A 25377-nucleotide genomic window follows, 5' to 3' on the forward strand; every position below is an offset into this window, starting at 1 on the left:
TGTACCTATCTATAAGTTTGACGTAGTTTGGCGCATCTTCATACAGAATTGGTATCAGTATGAATTCTGTGCGAGTGGCGGATGAATAAGTGGGTTTAAGACCCCCGCTAAATCTTTTCTTTCAGAAACGCTGCGCGAACGATTTAGCGGTCAACAAGAAAGTGGCAGGTCTGAATCCCTACTTTCTTGTTCTGACTCCTGAATTCTGACTTCTGAATTCTTCTTCAAATTCTTGCAGTTTCCAGTAAATGAGGTACAAAATGCAGGATTAATGCATCAAACATCAAGAGTTTCTACTTCCTTGTTTCTGTCTTTTGCCTCAAATCCTGTAGTTTTGTACTTCATGTAAAAGAAAATTGCTGCCAGTGCATTTAGCCATTTGTAGTTTGCTAGTGGCGGGGAATTTTTGCTTTTAAAACTCTCCAGCTAAGGCTGCAACACACCGTTCACAAATTAAGGGGTGTTCTGCTGATTCTCCCACATGAATAGAGTAGTTCCAACAGCGATCGCATTTTTCCCCGTCTGCATTCGTTACCCCAATTCCCCAGTCTTCCGTCTGCGCTGTATATTTCAATTGTTGCAACCCCTCAGCAGAATCTAATAATTCCACTTGGGAAGTCAGCAATAAATACCGCAGTTCGTCAATCCCGTTACCCTTAACCGGGTTAAAGGCTTTGATAGCATCACCTAATTGTTTGTCAGGTATATGAATCAAAGCTTTCGCTTCTAGGGAAGAACCAATGAGTTTTTCAATCCTGGCTTGTTCCAACACTTTATTCACATCGGTGCGGAGTTGTCGCAGCACTGACCAAAATTCTGCTAACTCTGGATTACGCCATTTTTCCTCTATCTGTACCCAACCGGCTTCAAATACCGATTTGTAAGGTGTTTTGTATGGGAGATATTGCCAGATATCTTCGGCAGTGTGAGATAACACTGGTGCGATCGCTCGTGCTAAATTATCTAAAGCTACTTTCAGCACCGTTTGACAACTGCGACGGCGGAAAGCATCTTTTGCACTGATGTACAATCTATCTTTGGCTACATCTAAATAAAAGTTGGATAAATCCACCACGCAGAAATTCTGCACTGTCTGGAAAAAGCGGAAGAATTGGAAATTGTCAAAGGCTTGAGTGACTTCCTCAAATACTTCGGTGATGCGGTGCAGCATATAACGGTCAAGTTCTGGCAATTCCTCAAAAGAAACTGCATCTTTTTCCGGGTCGAAATCATCCAAGCTACCCAACAAAAACCGTGCCGTATTGCGAATTTTGCCTCTGACATCATTCATTTGCTTAATGATGTTTTTGCCAATGCGGACATCACCGGAATAGTCAACCGATGATACCCACAATCGCAATACATCTGCACCGTATGGTGGTTCTACTTTTTGATTTTTTCCGCCTTCAATGATTGTATTTGGATCGATTACATTTCCTTCTGACTTACTCATCTTTCGGCCTTGTTCGTCCAAAGTGAAGCCGTGAGTTAAAACAGTTTTGTAAGGCGCAATGTCATTTACCGCTACGCTGGTAAGCAAGCTGGATTGAAACCAACCGCGATGTTGGTCAGAACCTTCTAAATATATATCAGCAGGATAGCGTAACTCTGGACGCTGTTGGACGACAGCCGCCCAAGATGAGCCAGAATCAAACCATACATCCATTGTGTCTGTACCTCTGCGGTACGACTTGCCATTATTACGATAAGATTCGGGTAATAATTCCTCAATTGAAAGTTCCCACCAAGCATCGGAACCTTTTTCAGCGATGATTCCTTGGACGTGGTTGATAATTTCTTCATTCAGCAATGGTTCTCCCGTGGCTTCATCGTAGAAAACGGGAATGGGTACACCCCAAACGCGTTGACGCGAAATACACCAATCGGAACGTTCCGCTACCATTGGCGTGATCCGATTTTCACCTTGGGCTGGAATCCATTTTACCGTGGCGATCGCCTTTAGTGCTTCTTCCCGAAATCCTTCCACGGAAGCAAACCATTGTTCAGTGGCGCGGAAAATCGTTGGCTTTTTCGTCCGCCAATCATAAGGGTACTTATGGGGGTATGGTTCTTCTTTCAACAAAGAACCAGCCGCAGCCATTGCATCAATTACCGCTTGATTCCCATCACCCAACACATTCAACCCAGCAAATTGTCCTGCTTCTTCGGTAAAGTTGCCATTGTCATCCACTGGTGCAAGGATGGGCAAACCGTAGCGTTGACCAACAATGTAGTCTTCTTGACCATGACCGGGAGCAGTATGTACCAACCCAGTACCCGATTCAGTAGTGATGTAATCACCACCTACCACAATCGGACTTTCCCGGTCATATAGAGGATGACGGTAAGTAGTATGTTCTAAATCATTCCCCTTGAACGTGGCTTTTACAGTTAACTTAACTCCCAAGGTTGAAGATAAACGTTCCACTAAATCAGCAGCAACGATGAGGTATTTGAAATTACTCTCTTGCTCTCCCTCTGGGTGGGAAACTTCCACGACTGCATAATTTAAATCTGCATTTACCGCCACAGCCAAATTCCCCGGAATTGTCCAAGGTGTAGTCGTCCAGATAGCCACACCTAAATCTGACTGATATTCCGCCAACAGTGGTTTTACAGTTTCCGCCAAACTTGTAACTGCAAAAGCTGCATAGATACTGCGGGAAACGTGACCTTCAGGATATTCCAACTCAGCTTCAGCCAAAGCGGTATGAGAACTGGGACTCCAGTGAACCGGTTTTAAACCGCGATAGATATAGCCTTTTAAGAACATCTGACCAAACACGCCAATTTGAGCCGCTTCATAAGCCGGCTTCAGAGTTAGATAAGGGTGGTTCCAATCACCCCAAATACCGTAGCGTTGAAAATTTTGGCGCTGGTCGTTTATCGTAGCTAAGGCAAATTCTTCCGCTTTTTGCCGCAGTTGTAAAGATGTTAAGTTTTGCCGTTCTGCTGACTTCATATTCTGCAAAACTTTCAACTCAATCGGCAATCCGTGACAATCCCAACCAGGAACGTAGCGAACTTTACGCCCTTGTAACATTTGGTAGCGGTTAATAATATCTTTGAGAATTTTATTTAAGGCATGACCAATATGGAGTGAGCCATTAGCGTAGGGAGGCCCATCGTGCAGTATAAATAATTCGCCGGGGTTATTTTCAAAGAGGCGATCGTAAATTTTATTTTCTTTCCAAAATTTTTGGATTTCAGGCTCACGCTTGATTGCGTTTGCCCGCATATCAAAATTAGTCTTGGGTAGGTTTACAGTATCTTTGTAACTTCCTGATTCGGTCACAGTCTCATGCCTAAAATTAGGTGTGCAGGTTTTACTAATTATAGAAGATGGGATCAAAACCAAATTTTTTGAATGTGAGTTTGATAAGTATTATTTAACCTCTCCCCCAGTCCCTCTCCAAACTACGGTGTACACACAAGTGTTAGTGCAGTGTATCTATCCCGCCTCGGAATAAATTCCGAGTCTCATAACCAAAGTCCTCTAAAAGAAGACTAAACTAAATTTCTTGTTTAGTCCTCTTTTAGAGGACTTTGGCTTATCAGCCCGGAACTTTAGTTCAGGGCGGGATATTTCCTCAGCGTGGGACTTTCACTTGAACAGAAATATTGGGTGGGTAGGATTTTTAGAGATGTGTGTACACCGTAGCCCTCTTTGACAAACGAGAGGAACGGTTTTATGTAGTAAAACCAGGGAGAGGTTTCTAGGCGATTAGGCGAGTAATCAGGAATTTTGCGGAGATTGAGAGTTTATCAGCAGAAAGTAGTATACTTTTCTGGGTTCGCCCAAAGCTATCTAAAGATTTCGTCTAAAAACAAAGAATTTTGGGGTTGCTCTAATGCTAAATCCTGTAGTTACAGTCAGTATATTTCAAAAACAACCCGACCCTAAAGTATTTTCAGCAGGCCAAGTCATCTTTGAAGAAGGACAGTCTGGTGATGAAATGTATGGAATTATCCAAGGAGAGGTAAATATATTAGTCAATGGCAAGATTGTAGAAACCATTGAAACAGGCGAAATTTTTGGTGCAGGGGTACTTGTAGGAGTAAAAAGTAGAACTTACGCAGCTATTGCCAAGGTGGATACCAAGCTGGGTTTCCTTGATGAGCAAGGGTTTCTCTTTGCCGTTCAAGAAACACCTGTGTTTGCTCTACAGGTAATGAAAAGTTACTCAGAGCGTCTGAGTCGCTTGCAACGTATGGTGTAAGGCAGAGGCAGGAGGATGCAGTAAGTAGCAAGGTCTTTTTCCCAGTAGCTTCTCTAACTTCTGCCTTTTTTAGTGTCAAGATGCAAGATTTACCGGAGTTAGCAATGGCGCGTAAACGCTTGATTATCGAGATGGGGATGGGAATCGATCAACACGGACAAGAACCAACAGTAGCAGCATCTAGGGCAGTACGTAATGCGATCGCTCACAATGCCTTACCTGGTGTTTGGGAAGTCGCAGGTTTAAATCATCCCAATCAAATGATTATAGAGGTTCAGGTGGCAGTACCATATCCCGAACAAGTTAGAGAAGAAGAAGTACTCGCTGTATTACCATTTGGGCGAAAAACTCTCACCGTAGAATCTGGGGGGATGATCGTTCAAGGGCGAGCGATTCCCGAACTCAACGATAAAAATGACGAAATGTTGATTGCGATCGCTGCTGTTACAGTTCTAATCGAAGATGAGTAGCTGAGGCAATCCTTCTAGAAAGAGAAACTTATAGAAAAGTTATTAAGTTATTTGATTGCCGACTTCATTTGTGCAAACGCGATTTTTAATCGTTAAGTATATTTGCTGATTACTTTATCAAAAAGCCTCATTTCTTTATAAAAATACCTAGTTTACTTTCTCAAAATACTTAAATGCTTTCTCAAAATGACCTTTGACTTACTCAAAAGCTGTTTTTGCTTACTCATTTTGGTGTTTTCCGCAAGCAAAAGAAGCTTTGACTTACTCAAACCCCAGTTTGCTTTCTCATTTTAGTGTTTTCCGCAAGTAAAAGAAGCTTTGACTTACTCAAACCCCAGTTTGCTTACTCATTTTGGTGTTTTCCGCAAGTAAAAGAAGCTTTGACTTACTCAAACCCCAGTTTGCTTACTCATTTTAGTGTTTTCCGCAAGCAAAACGACCTTTGACTGACTCAAAATGCTTGAATGCTTTCTCATGGTTATTTTTAGGACTTACGCACAGGTCATGCAAAATCAAACCACAGAGAACGCAGAGGAATAAGAGTTAAAGAGCTTTTTTGCGTAAGTCCTATTTTTTGAAGTTCCACTCTAGAAATGTTCTATCTCTGGGACTAAATATTTGCTAATCCAAAAGTATAAAATAATAGAAACCTGGAGAAAACTATGTCATTACAAACAGAAACACTACAGGCGACACCACCAACTTCTACCTTTGAAAAACTAGAAGAAAAGCAGGAATTTAACTGGAGGCAATGCTGGTATCCCGTCACTTTCGTCAAAGACTTACCTGCTGACCGCCCTCATGGCTTTTCCTTGTACGATGAACCTTTGGTTTTGTTTAAAGACAAAGATGGACAATTGATTTGTTTAGCAGATCGTTGTCCTCATCGTACAGCTAAACTTTCTGAAGGACAAATTATTGACGGCAAAATTGAGTGCTTGTATCACGGTTGGCAGTTTGGCAGTGATGGTGAATGTCTGCACATTCCCCAATTAGCAACAGATGCAAAAATTCCAGTCAATGCTTGCGTGCCATCTTTTAAAGTTGTGGAACGCCAAGGCATGATTTGGGTATGGGCTGGCGAAAAAGAAACTGCTGTTGATGAAATTATTCCAATTCTGCCAGATTTAGACAAGTCAGGATTTGTGTGTGCAGATTTTATATTGGATCTGCCTTATGACCAAACATATCTAGTCGAAAATGTCATCGATCCTGCTCATGTTGCTATTAGCCATAATGGCACTAGAGGGGGTGGTAATCGGAAAAATGCCCAACCGCTAGAAATGGAAGTGCTAGAGAATTCGGTTCAGGGAGTTAAAGGCAGGTGGCGGGGAGCTAACAAATCAAATGAAGCCTGGAAATATATTGATTTTGTTGCTCCAAGTCTTGTACTGAATACTGCTTATATTGAAAAAAAAGATTGGACATTTGGACTAGCTTTGTATTCAATTCCTTTAGGTAAAGGGCGATGTCGTCTTTTAGCTAGAGGTTATCGTAATTTCATGACTTGGGGAGTCAAGCTGAGGCCGCGCTGGCTCGATCACTTGAATACGAACAAAATATTGGAGCAGGATTTGCCTCTGATTGCGGGACAACAAGCAGAAATTGAGCGCTTGGGAAGAAGTCTCAAAGAATTATATTTGCCGCTGAAAACATCTGACACATTAGTGATTGAGTTCCGGAAGTGGCTAGATAAATTTGGCTCATCTTTGCCTTTTTATCAAGGCTATTCAACATTTAAAAATGTTGAGAATGACGAGTTGAATTCAAAACCAATTTTGCTCGACAGATTTTCGCGACACACTCTTATTTGTAGTTCTTGCAATCGAGCTTATCAAGTGACAAATAGGGTCAAACAAAGTTGTGTTGGAGTAGCGATCGCTTTATTTGCTATAGCGATACTTGCAGATGATTCTAGAATCAAAATCGCAGCAATATCAGTTTCCATAGCAGCAATTGTCATCTCTGTTATGGTTCATACACTCAAAACTCACTTTGAGCATTCCTACACTCGTCACTAAAATAGGTACTATAGGACTCGTATTTGATGGCGTGAAAAAAACTCAGTACACATTCATCAAACAGAATTCAGGAGTCAGTCGCCAGAATTCAGAATTGAATTCTGAACAAAAAAGTGAATGAATAAACGGGTTTAAAACCCCCTCCAAATCTACGATTTGGTGGTGCAACAATTCAGTCGTGAGTCCCAATCCCTGATTGAAAGATTGCTGATTCCTGAATTCTGACTTCTGAATTCTTCTTCATTACTAATTTAGACATTGTACTGATAGATGTGTGGTAAATTTGTTTACCTGAAACGATTTGCTCAAACTTCTTATGTCGTTAAGTCGCGATCGAGTTAATGGCTCTGCGCTAAAGTAAAAATATTGGGATAAAAATCTCTGGCAGTAAATTCAACTGAATCACTAATCTTTACTACTGCGGCGATCATGTCTCAAGAGCATAACGAATCACTCCAAATTCAGGAGATCACCAAACTCAAACCGAAACACTTTGCTGATTTAATCAGATCGGCACAATTGGTTTTCGACCCCACAGCCGGAGTTTCGGGAAGACATATAATAGTTGACTGGGAACAATTTGGAATTCCCCGTGATGTAGCGGACAATCTCAAATCACTTGGTCAGCATTATCAGTATGCATCTCCTCACATCCCGGTTGAAGACATTTGGAGTAAATTAACTCCAGAAACTCGTATTTGGTTCGTTGAAAATAAAGATCGGTTGTGGCAGCTTGAAGAAGCTTTCCCAGCCCTTGACGAAGATTAAATGCCTGAAACCATTGAAAGCAATACAAATTATTTCTAGGAGTACAGCATTGCTTAATGTGTCAACTTAGGCAATAAACCATAAGATGTAATCTAAGAACAACTTGATTGATGTTCTTAGATATACATCATAGCCAGAAACTCTCCCGAAGCAGAGATCCATAAAGTATTGTAGATATCGTTAGTCTGCAATCCCTGGCTCTGGATTTTGAAAAAATGTTACGACTTTATCATTTATTACTAGGTTCTATTTTGCTGGTGTCAATACCGGTGGTAGCCAAATTTTTTTTACCCCAATTTTCTCCACCCAAAGTAGTAAAAACTCCTACCGTTGCCAAACTTCTCAACTCTAATCAAGAAAATATCTGGCAGAAAATCCTGGGAAGTACTGCTGCTCCAACTAACTGGCAAATTTATCCCTGTGAAGGAAATGCACCCCTGTTGTGTGTCTCCTCCAAAGGAAAACGTTTGGGTACAGTTGAGATTAACATTTACCCACTAGCAAACAATGAGGATTTCCGAAAGAAACTCTTAGCAGCTGGTATTCCAACTGCTTCTTTAGTAGACTACCAAAGTCCCAAGTACCAAACCCAGTTATTACCAGTACTTAAAACTTGGGTTGCAGATCGCTACGCTGCGTTAGCCAAAGATCGTCAGGGTGAATATGGAAAAGAGATTATTTTCTCAGCCTACCCACCGCAACCAGTACCCATTGGTAAGCTTCAGGGAATCCGTTATGGGTTCGCCGGACTTAAGCGACAAGGTGGAGTACAAGAGCAACATATCGGTCATGTTGCCTTTGATGGTACTAAACTTTACGTAATGACTACTGCATTTGACACGGGTACGCAAACAGGTAAGTTTGATAAACTAGAGAACTTGGCTATTTTTCAACCTTACTTATATGCGATCGCAGCAGATTTGCATTTACCTCAATAGGAATTGGAGATTGGGAAATCTTCCCAGTCTCCACTTTTCATCAACCTAAATCTCAGCTACCGCGCGTTCAATCAAGCGATGTGCTAAAGTTTGCGTGCCAGTATGCTCATAATAATTTGTTGCTACATCTAGGAATGCTGCGAGGTAGTCCAACTTGTCATCAGCAATATCGGTAAAACTTTGCAAGTTGTGGACAACCTTTTGCGGCGTTAAATTATTGGCGCTAACTAACCCACTCATCCAACCTTTCACAGAGTCAAAGCTTTCACCGATAAAGTTAAGTTTACTGCCAGCATTGCTCCCTGGAATCACATCTTTGATATTTTGGAAAGTTGAGTTTTGTTCTAACTCCTGTGGATTTGTTTGATTAAGCCCAGATATCGCTTTGCTGATAAAATCTGGGCCCAAAGGTATCAAACCATCAACGCAAACTAACGCCACCATGCGGATCAGCGACTCACCACTGTACTCTCCTAAAGAGGCGACAAAATCCCCAATACTGTCTCCCGGAATGCCGTTAATTTGACAGAAGGCTACTAACTCAGCCACTAATTTTAATGTCAGATCGATAGTTTGGGCTTTATCAGGTTTGGGAGTAACAGAGTTTAAAAAACCTAACAAAGGAATTTTTTCGCCGACTTTGTTGGCTAAAGCTGCTGCACCAAGGGCTTTATCTGTATTATCAACAGTTTGATATAACCACAAGGCTGTTTGGTATCCTTGGGATTTATCATTGAATAGATAAATCGCTCGTTCGCCAATTTGCTGAATTAAATCTTCGTCGTCTTCCCCAGTGACTTTCTTAATAGTGTTGACAAAGCCAACGGTATTTTGCCACTCTCCAGGAGCAACAAAATCGAGAGACTTCAACATAGAAACAGTCAAGCCGCCAGTTGGCAATTGATCGACTAACTCAACAATCGATTTACTCACAAAAATCTCCTTATTTAGGTTTTATTATCTGAATGTTAGGAGTGCAAATCATTTCAGTCTAGCCAAACCATTAAGATTAAACTTCTCTAGCCAATCTTCGCGATCGCTAGCTGTAAATGACGGATCGCGAGAAAGTGCTTTTACTTGGTACTTGCCTACCAAAATTGCAGTTTGCGTTTTACCAACTTCTATTGCAGGATAACCGCCAATTTTTTTAGTGCTTTTCGAGAACTTTGCTGCTGCACTGGGTGTGCTAGTAGTATCAGAAATAGACAGCACCGCTATTTCTTTACCGCCTTTCTTCAACTTCGCTTCCGCAAAGCCTTTTTTCTCTTGGGTATAGACGCGTTGGTAGCCATCACCAGCTTTCGGAAAAAGTTTATTAAATTCGCTACCCTGAGTTGCGGTTTTAGCTACCGATTGACCGCTTTTTTGTTGAGTGCTTTCTTTTTGTGCCTGGTCAAAACGTCCAGGTGTTTTTGGACTACAGGCTGTTGTCAGTAGTACTACCGACAGCAACAAAGCGGCTACTACCCTACGCCCGCGATGTAAAATCATTCTTGGCTTCTCCTTGATATTTGAGCTTTAAGGCAATTATTTGCGCTGCTAGCAATTATTACCCGTTCTGAACCGTTATTGACTGTAAAATTTACTTTTTGATAATTATTTCCTAAGTTCTCATCGATAAAAGTCATTTTTGCACTTCAAAAAAGTGTGCAATGCCACGCCAGTAGTAGCAATTAACCCAATGCAAAAACGCCCCCCCTTTCGGGAGAGCGTCTTTTATTTATAGAGAATCGTGAAGAGCGTATCTCAGATTATAATTAACCGTTGATAGCAGGAGCGGTAAGAGCTACAGGAGCAGAATCGCCAGCAGCCAAATCCAGAGGGAAGTTGTGAGCGTTACGCTCGTGCATTACTTCCATACCCAGGTTAGCGCGGTTAATCACATCCGCCCAAGTTGAAATCACACGACCTTCAGAATCAATGATTGATTGGTTGAAGTTGAAACCGTTCAAGTTGAACGCCATTGTGCTTACACCCAAGGCGGTGAACCAGATGCCGATTACAGGCCATGCTGCGAGGAAGAAGTGCAAACAACGGCTGTTGTTGAAAGAAGCGTATTGGAAGATTAGACGACCGAAGTAGCCGTGAGCCGCAACGATGTTGTAGGTTTCTTCTTCTTGACCGAACTTGTAACCGTAGTTTTGAGATTCGGTTTCAGTTGTTTCACGAACCAAGGAAGAAGTTACCAAAGAACCGTGCATTGCAGAGAACAAGCTTCCGCCGAATACACCAGCTACACCTAATTGGTGGAAGGGGTGCATCAAGATGTTGTGTTCTGCTTGGAACACGATCATGAAGTTGAATGTTCCGCTGATTCCCAAAGGCATACCATCGCTAAATGATCCTTGTCCGATGGGGTATACCAAGAATACTGCACTTGCTGCTGCAACAGGAGCAGAATATGCTATTGCAATCCAAGGGCGCATACCTAAGCGGTAGGATAGTTCCCATTCACGACCCATGTAGCAGAATACGCCAATCAGGAAGTGGAAGATTACCAACTGGTAGGGACCACCGTTGTACAACCACTCATCTAAGGAAGCTGCTTCCCAAATTGGGTAGAAGTGCAAACCGATGGCGTTGGAGGAAGGTACTACTGCACCGGAGATAATGTTGTTTCCGTAAATCAACGAACCTGCTACTGGTTCGCGGATGCCATCGATGTCTACTGGAGGTGCAGCGATGAAGGCGATTACGAAGCAAGCGGTGGCGGCTAGCAAGGTTGGGATCATTACTACGCCGAACCAACCGATGTAGATCCGGTTATTGGTGCTGGTGATCCATTCGCAGAATCGATCCCATACATTGGCGCTTTGGCGCTGTTGTAAGGTTGTTGTCATGGTTTTATGATTGCGGTTGTTTATGAATCAGGCGGTTTCGTTTTTGCCTGTGAAACTACTTTACACTGCTTTACAAAAATTAATCAAGTTTTATTACTACAGCAAATCTGATATGAGTTATCAGGTTTGCTTATTTAAGCTTGAGCTTTAGTGTTTGCAGTTGTTCACAATATTGTTGAACGCAGGATTTAGATATATTTACTCTGGTGTTAGCTCTGAAAAGATAAAATAGATTAAGAACATTGTTGTTATCGACTCTGAAATCCAGAGTTGATATGGATTATTACCAAAATTAGGAGGGAAGGTGTGACATGACAATTACTTTAAATCACACCATAGTGCCCGCACATGACAAAGAAGCATCCGCGAGGTTCTTTGCAAAAATTTTCGGTTTAGAGGTCGAGCATCCCATTGGTCACTTCGCTGCTGTACATATAAATGATGCATTAACGCTTGACTTCGCCGACGCTGAAGGGTTCGAGCCACATCATTATGCGTTCCACGTTAGTGATGAAGAATTTGATGCAATTTTTGCACGCATCAAAGAAGCAGGTATTGAATACAGCAGCGACCCCATGCATCACAAGAAAGGACAAATTAACCACAGAAAGGAAGGCCGTGGCTTCTATTTCTATGACTCCGATGGCCACAACTTAGAATTGTTAACCCGTGCATAAATTTTTGACATCAGGTCAAGCCCTTCGGGCAGGGATGCATCTTTATTGGGAAAGGGAAAAGGGAACCCCATAACTAAAGTTAGGGGCTTGATATGAGGCGAGGAGGCTGTATTTCTCGTACTACGTATCTCGAAATACATCTTTTTCCTTTCCCTTTAACCTTTTCCCTTTCCCCCCTCTTTGGTCAATGCATTACTTCTTGACTAAAAAATATGCCGTAGCATAGTCCGGTATTTGTCTGATATTCTGCCCAAATTCTGTTTTATTCTTAAAAATACCTGCCAAAAAATCGAGCTGATAAAGATTGGGTAAAAATGCTCCGCCTGTATCGGCGATGACTCCCATTTGCAGATGTTTGCGACCACCTTGAGTATGCTCAATCACAATCACTTTACCTAAACCGATATTTAAAACATCTCCAGCAAAAGTAACTCCGGGTTTGATAGAAATTTTTGCATCTATTTTGTATCCATAGCCTTTAATAGCATCAACTTCTCTAAAATACCAATAACGCTTTTGTGCTGTTGCCTTTAATCCACGGATATAAGCTATTCCATTGTTTCTATCTACATTAAAAAATGCCTTATAACCATCTGTAAAATTAATCAGGATTGTTCCTTCCATAATTGCTTCTTCTAAGCCATTTCTGGTTAGATAAGCAAGAGTATTAACTTTTCCAAATTCTCGACCACCTGGTTCATAAATACCAGATAAAACATCTTGCTTTGTGTATCGAGTGTAAAACTTATCATCGTTATTAGAGTTGCTTTTTAAGCTATAAATTGGTATGTTAAAAGTAGAGGTTTTCTTGCGGGAGCCAGGGTGAGTAAATACAGCATATTTGGTGATTCGTAATTGTTTTTGCTGTTTAGCTTTGGGATTGTAGGCAGACCATTTAATGACTCGAAAATTGGTATTAATAAATTGAGAGTCTTGTAAACGAGTAGCCCGATTATTAGCAATATCTTCTTTCAAAACAGCAATCATGAAATCCAAAGTCTTAAGGACATCTGCTACAGTAACTCCTTGTGTAGCAAGCACTCCTGTACGCATAATATCTGGGTCTTCTGAAGCATAATCTTGAAAATATTTTCTAGTATTAACGAGAACGGTTAATAAATCTCCTTGATTAAATTTAACCTTAGTATTTGGCAGTTTTCCTGGAGTCGCAATCTGGCTACCATTAATGTTAAATTTATATTTTTTGAACTCATCAACAACTGAATAGGGTGTAGATGCCGCTAACAAATTCTGTCGAGATGTAAAAGCATTTTGAGACTTGGAGTTAAGTCGATCGCTATCTTTATTTGAGGTCATAGAAATCTGCGATTGAAGTAGAGCAGAATTTTCTTGTTGAGTAAATGACTGTTTAGTTTTTGAGTGGGTATATAAATAACTACTTGCTAAACTGACAAGTAACAAGGCAGCACAACCCACTGTAAAGCGAAGTTTTTTGCTAAATAACATATTCTCTATTGCTCAATAATCAACGTTATGTTTCTATCACCTCACGCACTAACTGCGTCAATTTTTCGGCACTATCAGGAACTGCGATCGCTTTTGCTTTTTCCCCCATGTTTGCTAACTCTTGCGGTGACTGCAATAAATTCAACACATTATTTTGCAATACTTCAGTCGTCAACTCAGATTGCTTCAGTGTTAACGCTGCACCCGATGAAGTAAATACGTCTGCATTGTAAGACTGATGGTCTTCTGCGGCAAAGGGGTAAGGAATCAAAATCGCTGGCGTTCCACACACTGCTAATTCTGTTAAGCTACCTGCGCCAGAACGACTAATGGCAAGAGTTGCTCGTTGCAATAACGCTGCCATATTGTTGTAAAAAGGTAAGGCTATGTACTGTGGATGTTTGAGACTATCTGCTTGGGGATCGCGATCGCCAGTTAAATGTACTACATAAACACCAGCATCAAACCAAGCTTTTGCAGATTCGCGCACCAAGTTATTGATTGCAACTGCACCCTGGCTACCGCCAAAAACAACAATTAAAGGCACACCATCAGGAATAGCTAAATCCAGTGGCGCATTAATTGCCCCATCAAGAAATTGCGATCGCACGGGAGTACCAACATAGACATTTTTGGCACGAGGCAAATACTTAGCAGCTACTTCAAATCCCAAGGCTACCGCACTACACCAAGGGCCAAAAAAGCGAGTTACTTTACCGGGTAAAGCGTTAGATTCGTGAAAAATCACAGGTAAACCGAGAGAACGCGCCGCAATGACGGCTGGCCCCGCAATGTAACCCCCTGTGGTAAACACCCCTTGAAAATTTCCCTGTTTGAGAATTCGTCTGACTTCTAGAATCGAAAGGGCGAGTTTACCCAAAATGCGAATCGAGGAAACTCCAAACCCTTGCTGAAACCCTTCAACTGCAATAGTATTCAAGGGATACTGTTTCGGGACAAGTTGAGTTTCTAGCCGATCGGGTACTCCCAGCCATTCTATTTGATAATCTGGAAGTTTTTGTGCCAGGGCGATCGCTGGAAACAAATGTCCACCAGTCCCACTGGCAGCTATTAATAATCGTATCGGTGCGTTTGCCATCAAACCTCTACCGTTTAGCGTCTAGCTTAACTAAGATAAAACAATTTGCTTACTTTCTCTGATCAAATCAGTAAACTCTTACCCATGACTAACATTATTACCGCCTTAGTGAGACGACAACTCAAATTTCCAGCAAATATCTGGCTAGTTTCGTTTCTGCTGACTATTGGTTTAACAACTGGTTGGCAACGTACTCAGGCGACGACACCACAGCAATTATCCCAAGCCACAACAGCCCAAAATGCACCAGCTGCTTTGACAAACCTGTTGACACAAGTTGATACCGCCGCCAGCCGAGGCGATGTCAGAGGGGTGTTGCAATTTTACAGTCCCAATTTCACTCATGGCGATGGATTAAACCTCCAAACCCTGGAAAAGTCTTTGACTTCACTTTGGCAACGATATCCGAAATTGCAATACAGCACGAAACTGCTATCTTCCAAACCTGAAGCCAACGGGATTATTGCTGAAACAGAAACAAAAATAACTGGCTTACCCTCTGGTAACGGTAATAAGTTAGCTCTCAATGCCACAATTAGATCGCGTCAGCGCATTGAAGGCGGAAAAATAGTCCGCCAAGATATTTTGTCAGAACGCACCCTGCTTACTTCTGGTAGTAATCCGCCCCAAATTGATATTAAATTGCCCCAGCAAGTGCAAGTCGGTCAGAAGTATAATTTTGATGCGATCGTTCAACAGCCACTTGGTGATGATTTTTTACTAGGAACGGCCTTAGAAGAATCTATCCAACCAGATAAATTTCTTAATCCTACACCCGTCGATTTGGAATTACTGACATCTGGCGGATTGTTTAAAGTAGGACAAGCACCATCTACCCCAGGTAGCCAATGGATTTCTGCTGTCATCCTGCGAGGTAATGGGATGACAATGGTAACTCAGCGCCTGCAAGTGGTGAAGAAGTAGTTAGAAGTTAGGAGTTAGGAGTTTGGAGTTAGGAGTTGGGAGGTAGGAGTTGGGAGGTAGGAGTTATAGACCGATTGATGATAAATTATGAACGATCAAACTTGTAGCTAATTCATAATTCATAACTGTTAACTCCTCACTCCTAACTATCCTTGTTAACTTTTCACTCCTAACTATCCTAATGACTTCCCTACAAAATCAAATCATTTTGATCACTGGTGCAAGTAGTGGTATCGGTACTGCTTGTGCAAAAATCTTTGCTGGTGCGGGTGCAAAACTGATTTTAGCAGCACGAAGGTTAGAACGTTTGCAGCAGCTAGCAAATACTCTGAGTAAAGATTTTAGTACTGAAATTCATTTATTACAGCTAGATGTGCGCGATCGCCATGCTGTTGAATCTGCCATTGCGACTCTACCCCCTGCCTGGTCTGACATCGACATTCTCATTAATAATGCTGGCTTGAGTCGTGGTTTAGATAAGTTACACGAAGGCAGCTTTCAAGACTGGGAAGACATGATTGATACTAACGTTAAGGGTTTACTTTATGTCTCCCGCTATGTCGTTCCGGGAATGGTAAGCCGCGATCGCGGTCATGTGGTAAATTTAGGTTCCATCGCTGGACATCAAACCTATCCCGGTGGCAATGTCTACTGTGCTACCAAAGCTGCTGTCAGAGCAATCTCTGAAGGTTTAAAACAAGACCTGTTGGGTACGCAAGTCCGTGTAACTTCTGTCGATCCTGGTATGGTAGAAACGGAATTTAGCGAGGTACGCTTTCACGGAAATACTGAACGCGCCAACAAAGTCTATCAGGGAGTTACACCCCTAACAGCAGATGATGTGGCTGATGTGATATTTTTCTGTGTGACGCGATCGCCCCATGTCAATATTAATGAAGTTGTGCTAATGCCTGTTGACCAAGCTAGCGCTACCCTAGTTAATCGACGAACATAAAAGTAATCTATCTCATCCCATTCTCAAAAAGCTTACCTCTGCCACTTACTCTACTCAAGAGACATTTGGTAGAAAAAATGTAGAGACGTAGCAATAGTACGTTTCTACTAAGGTTCTGGATAATGCATATTTAATTTCACTAAATATTTAAAGTCTTACAGTTTATGTTTCTGTTTACATCTAGAGAGTTTGTTAAGCCTTTACTAACTCAACTAGAGTGAAGAACTCTTAACCCAAGCGTATTGGATTTTAATTGTAAATTAACCTATTTAATAACTTTTCTTAACTGTGTTTTACGAAGTATTTAGTTATTGTATTTAAGGATACGCAATTATTTTTTATAAATAAGCGCTAATCTAATCAAACATGGCCAGAATATACTATACCTTCCTGGCAGGGGGACTTGTTATATAGTCCCTGCTGGGTTTATTTTTTACAAGCTTTAAGTTTTTCTAAATTTTCATGAGTTTGCGTTAGTGTAGATCGACTCAAATATCGCCAACACTATTTGCAAGGCAGGTATATTGGCTATTGGTCAGCCATGACGATCGCGATCGCAAAGCCGTCATATCCTTTGCTACCCACAGTCTGGATTGCCGTGGCGTTGACGCGTGGCTCAGAAGCAAGCAGTTCGTTGAAGCAACGCACCCCCTGAACGCTAGGATCGTTGCTACTGGAATCAATCACCGCTCCGTTACGCACAACATTATCAGCGATAATCAGGCTGCCGGGACGGGAAAGCTTGAGCGCCCACGCGAAGTAATCAGGATTACTTGGCTTATCAGCGTCGATAAAGATTAAGTCAAATGTGTGACCTTCGGCGGCAATTTGTGGCAGTGTAGAGAGCGCTTGTCCGAGGCGGAGGTCAACAACTTCAGACAGACCAGCGTGAGCGATATTAGCGCGGGCAACTTCGGCGTGCTTTGGGGCAGCTTCCAGTGTGATGAGGCGGCCATTGCTGGGTAACGCCCGTGCTAGCCAGATCGTACTGTAGCCGCCCAGTGTGCCAATCTCTAAAATGCTTTGCGCTCCTTGGATTTGCGCCAATAGTAACAATAGTTTGCCTTGGTTTGGCGAAACGTTGTGCGGGGGTAGTCCGGCGGCGGCACTGGTTTGGAGGGCTTGATCCAGCGCGGGGTCGGACGGCACAAGCAGATCGGTAAAGTAACGATCGACCGCCGTCCATTGCTCTTGAGTCATAAATTCTCAGGTTTTACGATTAAGTGTCACTTGCTTCATTAGAAAGGATTGTAATGATTTCATCCAACGGGCGATCGCGATTAGATTTTTCTGGTGTTTCTTTACCCAAGGAAGTTTCTTTCACCAAACGGTAAACGTCAGCTGCTCCGTAAAAAATCTGCTCTGTCATACCTAACTCTTTAAAGGTTTCTGCAATCTCTTCCATCTCTCCTACCCAACGATGTGCTTTCGGTGTCATCGTTGGAATGGAACGCGTCAAAATACTAGCAAGTTCTTGTTGACTATTAGATATTTCATCCCATAGTTCCTTATCTAAACCTAAACGATGGGCTGCAATTAGTAATTCTGTGCCAATTGCTGTAAGTCCCTTTGTCAGTGCTGCGTAGGACATTTTCAACCCGGAGGCCTGACCAATTTCATCACCAATTACCCGTACATCCAGTCCGCGATCGCGCAGTTGTTGCAGTTGATTTGCCTGCTTTCCAGAAGTGTAGATGCGGGTGCGATTGGGAACTCGCGGTGGTGGGCCAATAATTGATGCATCTACAAATGTTCCCCCAACTGATTCAATCAAGTGGCCGATATTTATGACTTTTTGGGGTGCGATCGCATTACAATCAACGTAGAGAATGGGTTTACCAACATTGGCGATCGCCTCAGCTACTTGCTTCGCCGCTTGGGTAGCCGCTGCGGGGACTAGAACTGACAGCACCACATCAGATTCAATTACCAGTTGTCTGAGGGAACCCACATCTTGGATGTTGGCTGCGGCTGCTAATTGCCGAGTTCGTTCGCTGCGATCGTCTAGGGCTGCAATAGTTTTCAATCCATGTTGATTGAGAACAGCTGCGATCGCCTGTCCCATATCACCCGGACTTAAAATACCAATAGTTTGGATAGGCATGGAAAGTTTTATATTTATTTTATGGCTGACAAGTTAATTCAGGTAATTGAGTAGTCACAAAATACGATAAACCGACGTATTTACCGTACTTTAATCAAACCACGGATAAGCTTAACAAGCAAGCTATCTCCTGAGAGATATGTAAGAGGTAGGAGCAAAACAATCTTTATATATAAGGATTTTGATGAATTGCAATAAAAAATGGCAATTCATCAAAATAAACTAGATTTATTTCAATTTATAATAGGGATTTTAATGAATTGTAATACAATAACATAGTGTAAGAATCCTACACTGGAAATGTGGGAGATATTCAACTAAGAATGTTGACTTTACCAGTATCAATATCGTAACAAGCACCAACAATTTTTAGTTTACCTTCACGAAGCAATTTAGCTAAAATAGTTGAGCTTTCTTGCAATTTTTCAGTTTGATATTGAATGTTGGCTATAACTGCATCTTGCATATTATCGCCAGTTCTGAGCTTTACCCTTTCTACAGATGGTTTGATACCCTCAATAATCAAACCAATTCTGCCCGGAAGTGGTTCGTTTTTGATTGCTTCTGCTACTGCACCACATCTTTTATGACCCAAAACCATAATCAACTGCGAACCCAATACTGCTGTAGAATATTCCAGACTACCTATAACCGTGTCACTGACAACATTACCAGCAACTCGCACGACAAATAAATCTCCAAGTCCTCGATCGAAAACAATTTCTGCGGGTACTCTAGAATCTGCACAGCCCAATATGGCGGCAAAGGGATACTGAGCTTTCGCAACTAATCGTAGGTGTTCTAGTGATTGATCGGGATATTGGCGTTTTTGATCGATAAATCTTTGATTACCATCAAGCAAGCGTTTGATGGCTTCATTTGGACTAATTGAATTAGGGTTAACTGGGTGAATATCAGCAACAGCAGTTTGCTCTGTATTCCAAAAGCTATCACCAAAAGTAGTAGCTGCAATACCTACAACACTGGCGAATTTCAAGAAATTACGTCGCCCGACAAATCCATTAATTCGACTCATCAATCTACCTGACAACAATCAAGCTGTTCTCAAGAAGATATCAGACTTAACTAAGATGCAAGAGTACTTGATTACACGGTTTAAGAGTCATTTAATATTCGCGTGATTTCGAGTGGTTAGAATTCCATCTGGTTTAGCAATCAAAGTAGATGAACAAGCGCTACAAGATAATCATTAAAAGCTAGTAAAGAGGATGTTTGAAAAGTATTGGAAATTAAACTTTTCAAACATCCTCTAAAAGCAATAGCGTAGCTTGTTTAGTGTTTGCTTCCTGATTCACTCAGGCACAAAGCTCTGTTATGACGTTCATTTTCAAAAATTTGTGGTTGACTGAAATTGGTTCTTTGGCTAATAATGTGTTTTTTCTAGTCAAATTTAAAGTACTTTTATCTAAACTCAGGTTAGGCATCTCTTGCCAGCAGTGGCGGCAGAACCAGTAGGTTTCTTGTAAACGAATGTGACGAAGCATTTGGTTAGAACAGCAAGGGCAGTTTGTCATAAAATTGTTGTTTTATTAAAAAAGTTAAACAAAAATAAGTAGTTTGCTCTTGGCTTAACTACCAACAGCTTTAATTTATAAACAGAAAATAAAGAACTAATAAAGAAATGACAGTAGTTAAAAAACTTTAGAAAATATTAACAATTACTCGATCAGCGTAGGATCGCAAGAAGCGCAGGCATCGCTCACTCTTTAAGACAGTCTATTTATACAAGAACGATTACGCCCGTTTGCTTTGGCTTGATAAAGGGCTTGATCTGCTGCCTCAATCAAATCTAAAGGAGCCATATTCGGTGTCGGAATCACTGTGGCAATTCCGATACTCAAAGTGACGTGGTGCTTCACAGGCGATGCCGCGTGGGGAATATTTAGCTGTTGGATAGCTTTATGAATTTCTTGGGCAACGTGAACAGCCCCATTACTAGCAGTGTTAGGCAAGATGACAACAAACTCTTCTCCACCATAACGAGCAGCTAAATCTCTAGAACGTTTGACACTTTTTTTGAAAGCTTGGGCAATAAAGCGCAAACAATCATCTCCGGTCGTATGACCATAAGTATCGTTATATTGTTTAAAATAATCAATGTCACATAAAAGTAGTGATATAAAACCTTGTTCTCGTAAAAGATATTGCCAGATAGAATTAAGCTTAAGATCAAAACATCGGCGATTGGCGATTTGAGTTAATTCATCCACCATTACCATATTTTCAAGCTGCTGGTTGGCACGCTGCAATTGTTGATAAAGTTCTGATTGCTGAATAGCGATCGCTACCTGTGTTGCCAATTGCTGAAGCAGTTCGCTTGCCCAAGGTTGCCACTGACGCGGGGCGCTGCAATGATGAGCAACCAAAAGGCCCCAAAGGCGATCGCCCTGTAAAATTGGTACAACTAGCTTGGCTCTGACTTGCAACTTTTCCAATAACTCTACATGACAAGGGGCAAATCCGGCGGTGTAGATGTCTGGAGTAACTCTGAGCGTACTCTCTGGATAAGACTGTCCCTGTATATTGACAAAATAGCTGTCTGTAATTTCCATATTCAAAATCGATTGCCAACCTGCTGCTATAGACTCTGTGACAATCACACCACTCCAATCACGGTTAAAGCGATAGATGATGACGCGATCGGTTTGCAGAAAATGTCGAACTTCAGCAACAGTTGTGTTTAAGATTTCATCCAAGTCCAAAGACCTACGGATATGTTGAGCGATCGCATAAACCATGCGTTCCCGTTCTGTTTGCTGTTGCAGGGCAATTTGTGCCTGTTTGCGGTCTGTAATATCTGTAAATGATGTCACCACCGCAGATGGTTTTGAGTCATCGGATTCAAACAGTGGCTGAGAATTGATTGAAATCCAAGTCAAGCTGCCATCAGGTTTATGAACTCCCATAATCACATGAAATTGAGGTTTTCCGGTGCGTAAAGTGACAATGGCGGGGTGAGTTTCGCCTGGAAAAGAAGTGCCATCTTCATGAATCGCTCGCCACTGCCAAGCGATGGAAGTTCCCCCCATCATTTGATCGGCTGTTAACCCTAAAATTCTTTCGGCACTGTCATTAAAGGTGATAATGCGTCCATCGGATTGCTGTAGGACAATACCTTCTGCCATCGCTGTAATTACGGAACGATAGCGTTGTTCGCTTTCTCGCAGCGCTTCTTCCATACGCTTGCGTTCAGTAATATCAGTATGAGTTCCTAGCATCCGTAGGGGAAAACCATTCTTGGCGCGACTCGAAACTTGACCCCGATCTAAAATCCACTTGTAGGTTCCATCCTTGCACTTAATCCGATATTCACTGACATATTGTTGGGTTTCACTGGATAAATGCTTGCTAATCTCCTCGTAAACCCTCGCTTTATCATCGGGGTGAACCCGCTGTTCCCATTCACTGAGGGTAGTTCCAATTTCATGCTCTGCAAACCCTAACATTTCTTTCCATCGTCGGGAAAAAAAGACTTCGTTAGTTTCAGCATTCAAATCCCAAACTCCGTCACCATTTCCTTCCAAGGCATACTGCCATCTTTCTTCACTGTTTTTGAGTGCGGCTTCGATTTGTTTACGAGGGGTGATATCTTCAAAAATGTATAACCGCCCAAAGTATCGATCCTGAGTATCTCGAATTTGACTAGAAAAGCGGCGAATCGTTCGCCCATCGACAAATAAAATTTCATCCTCAATCGTGCAACGATTTTCTTCAGACTGCAATGGTTTATAAGATTCGACAAATGCCGATGCATCGACAATTGAAGATATACAATCAGGAATGATGTCATTATTTTTTAAAGCACCCAAACGCATTTGGTCTTCTAGATGTTCGATGCCCCAAATTTTACAGAAGTGCTGATTGAAATAGAGGATTTCATCGGTACGATTGTCAACAACAAAAAATCCCAGCAAAGAAGTTTCAGTCATAGAACGCAGCAAAGCTTCCCGCCAGCGCAATTCTGATTCTGTACGCTGGTGTTCTTGTAGTGCAGCTTGTTGCTTGGTAATATTGTTTTCGTTGACGAGGATGATGGAGTTACCCGTTACTGGATCGCGGGTGCATCGTATATCGATCCCATGCCACTGAATTCCCTCAGTAGTAAACACCTGAGCCTCTATGCTGAACGCCTCACCGCAATTAATCGCTTTCATAGCTTGTTGTCCAACACTCTTGTCAACAAAGTGACTCAGGAAAATATTCTCAACTGACGAGTTAGGGTACAGGGTATCCCGATAACAGCGAAGGGCTGCCGGATTTTGCATCAAAGGTACACCATTGATCGTGTAAAGCGAGATCATGACTGTGGTGTGACGTAGGGCTTCAATCGATCTGAGTGTTTCTCGATCGATCTGATTGATAATTTCTGTCGATCCTTCAACCAGCATCGCCATTCGTCCTTCTTCAATTTGAATTCCAGAAAAGATGCAGCGTAGAGAAACAGGTTTTCCTTCTGGGTAAAATGTCCAGTTTTCAGTGATGGTTTTCCCTTGCTGAAATTCTTGCAAATAGCTTTGCATTCGAGTGTGAGTAGACTGGGAAACATCACTGAAGTTGCGACTGAGCAATTCTTCTCGACTTTGAGCATCCCAAATATGCACAGCAGATTGATTCGCCCACCACATCTGCAAGTTTTGAATATCATAAATCCAAACTGGAGTTTGTAATCGGTCAAATGCAATCAAGTCTGCAACTGATATATTCTTTGGCAATGCTGTTCTTGTGATAATGGAACCTCTAAAATTCTGATACAGAGTTTTTTTGATTGATTTCAACCTTGGCTGAACTGTCAAATTTTTTAAGTTTTGATTGAGTTGCAGCGTTAGTTTTTGGCAGGATGTAGCCTTTTGCCGATGGCGTTCTGCTTCCCCAAGAGCGATTGCTAGTTCTGCGGCTATCAGTTGGAAATACTCAATTTCTAAAGAACTCCATTGACGCGAACCACTGCACTGGTGAGCAATTACTAAGCCCCATAAATGAGGATATGTACTAGAAACTCCATCAAGTTCTTGATTGTTTACTAAAATTGGTACTACTAAATTAGCTCGAATCTGCAAGTCTGTTAATAGTTTTTTGTAACAAGGGTCAAAGTTTGTAGTATTAATGTCTTCAATGACACTAACGCTTCCATCTCGATATCGCTCTACCCATATCGCATTGAAGCAACGATCGTAAATTAATTGCCCTAGAATCGGTTTCCATCCATTACTTACAGACTCTTCTACGATGACTCCATCTCCATCCGGCAAAAAACGATAGATAATGGCGCGATCGCTTTCTAATGTTGTTCTAACTTCGCTGACAATAATCTTGAGAATTTCACTCATTTCAAGTGACTGATGAATTTGATCGGCCAGCATCCTAATTCGATCGAGGATTTGCTTTAAATCAATTTCAGAACCCGATAGACGATTGAACAGCATAGTAATAATCTATGTATATGCACTTAGATGAATGTAAGATTTTTCTCTAGTATTTAATTTTATTCCAAATTACCTAAAACGTTAAGTTAAATTTAAGCTTAAACTTGATATACAGCAGAATTCAGAAGTAAAACAGTCTTTATACCTGGCTTTGAGACGAATCGTTGCGTACTTCACTTTCTTTAAAATCCGCTGTAGCAATCCAAATTGAAACGTGAGAAAATATATAGGCAGAAAAAAGTATCTATAAGTGTTTCAGCGATTTTATTTTTTACTAATAATTCAAGATTGCTATTATTGGTAATAACTTCTTGATTTTATTAAACTTATTAAGTTTAGGTATCAAAGTCTTCTTAATTCTGACTTCTGGATTCTGGATTCTGAATTCTTACGGATGTTTTACCCATTCTTGTTTAATCTTTTAGTCAAGTAAAATCCCAACCCAGCAATTGAGCAACTTGAGACGGGAGGGTAACTGGATTAAAGGGTTTGAGAATTACACCTGCAACTTGATACTGTCGCAAAATTTGCGAATCCAACCATCGCGCTTTCGCACTGAGCAACACTACAGGAATAGCTTGAGTTTCTGGATGATTTCTTAGTTTATTCATAAACTCAAAACTAGCCAAATCGCGGATTGAGATATCTAATACAATTGCATCAGGAATATAGTGTATTGCATTCTGCAATCCTTCTAATGGAGAATCTGCTGTCACCACGTTCCAACCAGCTAAATCTTGGAGGCAAAATTTTACTATCTCACGGACATGCAGTTCATCATCAATGAGCAATATCGTTTTGCCGATTATATTTACCTCCTTTAGGATGTTCATTTGATTTCATATACCTTTCTTAGTTACAGATAAAAGGTTTTTATCTGTAACCAAAAAAATATATTACAAAAATAAAAAACTAATAAAGAGATAGATTTCGTTACCAAACTTAATTATTAATCGTCCCACCCCAGAATTTCACTAACTTCGTTGCAAATAGAGGTGGGTTCAAAAGGTTTGGTGATAATCCCAGCAATTCCCATCTGGGCGAAACGGGCGCGATCGCTCCCTTGGACTTTCGCCGTTAACAAAATCACTGGTATAGCTTCGGTTTCTGAATTTGCCTGAAGTTTTTCGTAGACTGCAAAGCCGTCCATGTCAGGCATAGAAACATCAAGTAGAATGGCATCAATAAGTTCCATCTGGGCAATTTTTAATCCTTCTGACCCTGATGCAGCTGTCAGGGTATCCCATCCCCCCAAGTCTTCTAAACAAGCTTGCACTAATTCGCGGATTCGTTCTTCATCATCCACAATTAACAATTTTTTTGTCATTTGTCATTTGTCATTGGTCATTTGTCATTGGTCATTTGTCATTTGTCATTTGTCATTTGTCATTGGTCATTGGTCATTAGTTATTTATTATTCTCCCCTGCTCCCTGCCCCCTGCCCCCTTGC

20 protein-coding genes are annotated in these 25377 nt (G+C 41.5%); 8 read left to right on the top strand and 12 right to left on the bottom strand.

The window, feature by feature from the left end; all coding sequences use genetic code 11:
* Positions 1 to 412: 412 nt before the first annotated feature.
* Positions 413 to 3295 (bottom strand): isoleucine--tRNA ligase, encoded by a 2883-nt coding sequence (gene ileS / locus RM368_RS16825; protein WP_322695111.1) that lies wholly within the window; start codon positions 3293 to 3295, stop codon positions 413 to 415.
* Positions 3296 to 3851: 556 nt separating this feature from the next.
* Between ileS and RM368_RS16830 the strand changes: the two genes are divergently transcribed.
* The 5 genes from RM368_RS16830 to RM368_RS16850 all read left to right on the top strand — a co-directional run bounded on the left by RM368_RS16830 (position 3852) and on the right by RM368_RS16850 (position 8417).
* Positions 3852 to 4220 carry a cyclic nucleotide-binding domain-containing protein gene (locus tag RM368_RS16830; protein ID WP_322695112.1) on the top strand — a complete coding sequence of 123 codons (369 nt, stop codon included), beginning with the start codon at positions 3852 to 3854 and terminating at the stop codon, positions 4218 to 4220.
* 104 nt (positions 4221 to 4324) lie between these two features.
* Entirely contained in the window at positions 4325 to 4690 is a 366-nt protein-coding gene (locus RM368_RS16835; protein WP_322685873.1) for a Lin0512 family protein, read from the top strand.
* A 662-nt stretch (positions 4691 to 5352) separates the two neighbouring features.
* Positions 5353 to 6711, top strand: a complete 1359-nt coding sequence (locus RM368_RS16840; protein ID WP_322695113.1) for a Rieske 2Fe-2S domain-containing protein — start codon at positions 5353 to 5355, stop codon at positions 6709 to 6711.
* A gap of 429 nt (positions 6712 to 7140) precedes the next feature.
* Entirely contained in the window at positions 7141 to 7479 is a 339-nt protein-coding gene (locus RM368_RS16845; protein WP_322695114.1) for a hypothetical protein, read from the top strand.
* 215 nt (positions 7480 to 7694) lie between these two features.
* Entirely contained in the window at positions 7695 to 8417 is a 723-nt protein-coding gene (locus RM368_RS16850) for a hypothetical protein (protein WP_322695115.1), read from the top strand.
* Positions 8418 to 8462: 45 nt separating this feature from the next.
* Here the strand turns inward: RM368_RS16850 and RM368_RS16855 are convergent, their stop codons facing one another.
* From RM368_RS16855 to psbA, 3 genes are all read right to left on the bottom strand, one after another.
* Positions 8463 to 9350 carry a hypothetical protein gene (locus RM368_RS16855; RefSeq protein ID WP_322673989.1) on the bottom strand — a complete coding sequence of 296 codons (888 nt, stop codon included), beginning with the start codon at positions 9348 to 9350 and terminating at the stop codon, positions 8463 to 8465.
* A 48-nt stretch (positions 9351 to 9398) separates the two neighbouring features.
* Positions 9399 to 9908, bottom strand: a complete 510-nt coding sequence (locus tag RM368_RS16860; protein ID WP_322695116.1) for a hypothetical protein — start codon at positions 9906 to 9908, stop codon at positions 9399 to 9401.
* Positions 9909 to 10174: 266 nt separating this feature from the next.
* Complete coding sequence (gene psbA / locus RM368_RS16865; RefSeq protein WP_322695117.1) at positions 10175 to 11257, bottom strand: photosystem II q(b) protein; 1083 nt, start codon at positions 11255 to 11257, stop codon at positions 10175 to 10177.
* A gap of 311 nt (positions 11258 to 11568) precedes the next feature.
* Between psbA and RM368_RS16870 the strand changes: the two genes are divergently transcribed.
* Complete coding sequence (locus RM368_RS16870; RefSeq protein ID WP_322695118.1) at positions 11569 to 11934, top strand: VOC family protein; 366 nt, start codon at positions 11569 to 11571, stop codon at positions 11932 to 11934.
* Between the two features lie 192 nt (positions 11935 to 12126).
* Here the strand turns inward: RM368_RS16870 and RM368_RS16875 are convergent, their stop codons facing one another.
* Both RM368_RS16875 and murG read right to left on the bottom strand, forming a co-directional pair.
* Positions 12127 to 13401 (bottom strand): hypothetical protein, encoded by a 1275-nt coding sequence (locus RM368_RS16875; protein ID WP_322695119.1) that lies wholly within the window; start codon positions 13399 to 13401, stop codon positions 12127 to 12129.
* A gap of 25 nt (positions 13402 to 13426) precedes the next feature.
* Complete coding sequence (murG, locus tag RM368_RS16880) at positions 13427 to 14500, bottom strand: undecaprenyldiphospho-muramoylpentapeptide beta-N-acetylglucosaminyltransferase (protein WP_322695120.1); 1074 nt, start codon at positions 14498 to 14500, stop codon at positions 13427 to 13429.
* Positions 14501 to 14584: 84 nt separating this feature from the next.
* Between murG and RM368_RS16885 the strand changes: the two genes are divergently transcribed.
* A complete protein-coding gene (locus RM368_RS16885) occupies positions 14585 to 15424 on the top strand; it encodes a nuclear transport factor 2 family protein (RefSeq protein WP_322695121.1) in 840 nt (279 codons plus the stop codon).
* Positions 15425 to 15605: 181 nt separating this feature from the next.
* Entirely contained in the window at positions 15606 to 16379 is a 774-nt protein-coding gene (locus RM368_RS16890) for an SDR family oxidoreductase (RefSeq protein WP_322695122.1), read from the top strand.
* Positions 16380 to 16907: 528 nt separating this feature from the next.
* On the opposite strand, the gene RM368_RS16895 is transcribed toward RM368_RS16890, so the two are convergent.
* The 6 genes from RM368_RS16895 to RM368_RS16920 all read right to left on the bottom strand — a co-directional run bounded on the left by RM368_RS16895 (position 16908) and on the right by RM368_RS16920 (position 25254).
* A complete protein-coding gene (locus RM368_RS16895) occupies positions 16908 to 17528 on the bottom strand; it encodes an O-methyltransferase (RefSeq protein WP_322695123.1) in 621 nt (206 codons plus the stop codon).
* A 70-nt stretch (positions 17529 to 17598) separates the two neighbouring features.
* The gene (locus tag RM368_RS16900) at positions 17599 to 18483 is read right to left on the bottom strand and encodes an NAD(P)-dependent oxidoreductase (protein ID WP_322695124.1); all 885 of its coding nucleotides are present in this window, start codon (positions 18481 to 18483) and stop codon (positions 17599 to 17601) included.
* 313 nt (positions 18484 to 18796) lie between these two features.
* The gene (locus RM368_RS16905) at positions 18797 to 19519 is read right to left on the bottom strand and encodes a carbonic anhydrase (protein WP_322695125.1); all 723 of its coding nucleotides are present in this window, start codon (positions 19517 to 19519) and stop codon (positions 18797 to 18799) included.
* A gap of 691 nt (positions 19520 to 20210) precedes the next feature.
* Positions 20211 to 23927: a diguanylate cyclase domain-containing protein gene (locus tag RM368_RS16910; RefSeq protein ID WP_322695126.1), complete on the bottom strand. Its 3717-nt coding sequence runs from the start codon at positions 23925 to 23927 to the stop codon at positions 20211 to 20213.
* 425 nt (positions 23928 to 24352) lie between these two features.
* Positions 24353 to 24760, bottom strand: coding sequence for a response regulator (locus RM368_RS16915; RefSeq protein ID WP_322695127.1), 408 nt, complete (start codon positions 24758 to 24760; stop codon positions 24353 to 24355).
* 116 nt (positions 24761 to 24876) lie between these two features.
* Positions 24877 to 25254 carry a response regulator gene (locus RM368_RS16920; protein WP_322695128.1) on the bottom strand — a complete coding sequence of 126 codons (378 nt, stop codon included), beginning with the start codon at positions 25252 to 25254 and terminating at the stop codon, positions 24877 to 24879.
* Between the last annotated feature and the right edge of the window lie 123 nt (positions 25255 to 25377).

Origin of the sequence: Nostoc sp. DedSLP03 (assembly GCF_034530815.1) — a bacterium.
Lineage (GTDB): Bacteria > Cyanobacteriota > Cyanobacteriia > Cyanobacteriales > Nostocaceae > Nostoc.

Coding starts and splice junctions, on each gene's coding strand:
- psbA (WP_322695117.1), bottom strand. CDS start 11,257: ATGACAACAACCTTACAACAGCGCCAAAGCGCCAATGTATGGGATCGA.
- RM368_RS16920 (WP_322695128.1), bottom strand. CDS start 25,254: ATGACAAAAAAATTGTTAATTGTGGATGATGAAGAACGAATCCGCGAA.
- RM368_RS16850 (WP_322695115.1), top strand. CDS start 7,695: ATGTTACGACTTTATCATTTATTACTAGGTTCTATTTTGCTGGTGTCA.
- RM368_RS16840 (WP_322695113.1), top strand. CDS start 5,353: ATGTCATTACAAACAGAAACACTACAGGCGACACCACCAACTTCTACC.
- RM368_RS16910 (WP_322695126.1), bottom strand. CDS start 23,927: ATGCTGTTCAATCGTCTATCGGGTTCTGAAATTGATTTAAAGCAAATC.
- RM368_RS16890 (WP_322695122.1), top strand. CDS start 15,606: ATGACTTCCCTACAAAATCAAATCATTTTGATCACTGGTGCAAGTAGT.
- RM368_RS16885 (WP_322695121.1), top strand. CDS start 14,585: ATGACTAACATTATTACCGCCTTAGTGAGACGACAACTCAAATTTCCA.
- RM368_RS16905 (WP_322695125.1), bottom strand. CDS start 19,519: ATGAGTCGAATTAATGGATTTGTCGGGCGACGTAATTTCTTGAAATTC.
- RM368_RS16845 (WP_322695114.1), top strand. CDS start 7,141: ATGTCTCAAGAGCATAACGAATCACTCCAAATTCAGGAGATCACCAAA.
- RM368_RS16830 (WP_322695112.1), top strand. CDS start 3,852: ATGCTAAATCCTGTAGTTACAGTCAGTATATTTCAAAAACAACCCGAC.
- RM368_RS16870 (WP_322695118.1), top strand. CDS start 11,569: ATGACAATTACTTTAAATCACACCATAGTGCCCGCACATGACAAAGAA.
- RM368_RS16860 (WP_322695116.1), bottom strand. CDS start 9,908: ATGATTTTACATCGCGGGCGTAGGGTAGTAGCCGCTTTGTTGCTGTCG.
- RM368_RS16835 (WP_322685873.1), top strand. CDS start 4,325: ATGGCGCGTAAACGCTTGATTATCGAGATGGGGATGGGAATCGATCAA.
- murG (WP_322695120.1), bottom strand. CDS start 14,500: ATGGCAAACGCACCGATACGATTATTAATAGCTGCCAGTGGGACTGGT.
- RM368_RS16900 (WP_322695124.1), bottom strand. CDS start 18,483: ATGCCTATCCAAACTATTGGTATTTTAAGTCCGGGTGATATGGGACAG.
- RM368_RS16915 (WP_322695127.1), bottom strand. CDS start 24,760: ATGAACATCCTAAAGGAGGTAAATATAATCGGCAAAACGATATTGCTC.
- RM368_RS16875 (WP_322695119.1), bottom strand. CDS start 13,401: ATGTTATTTAGCAAAAAACTTCGCTTTACAGTGGGTTGTGCTGCCTTG.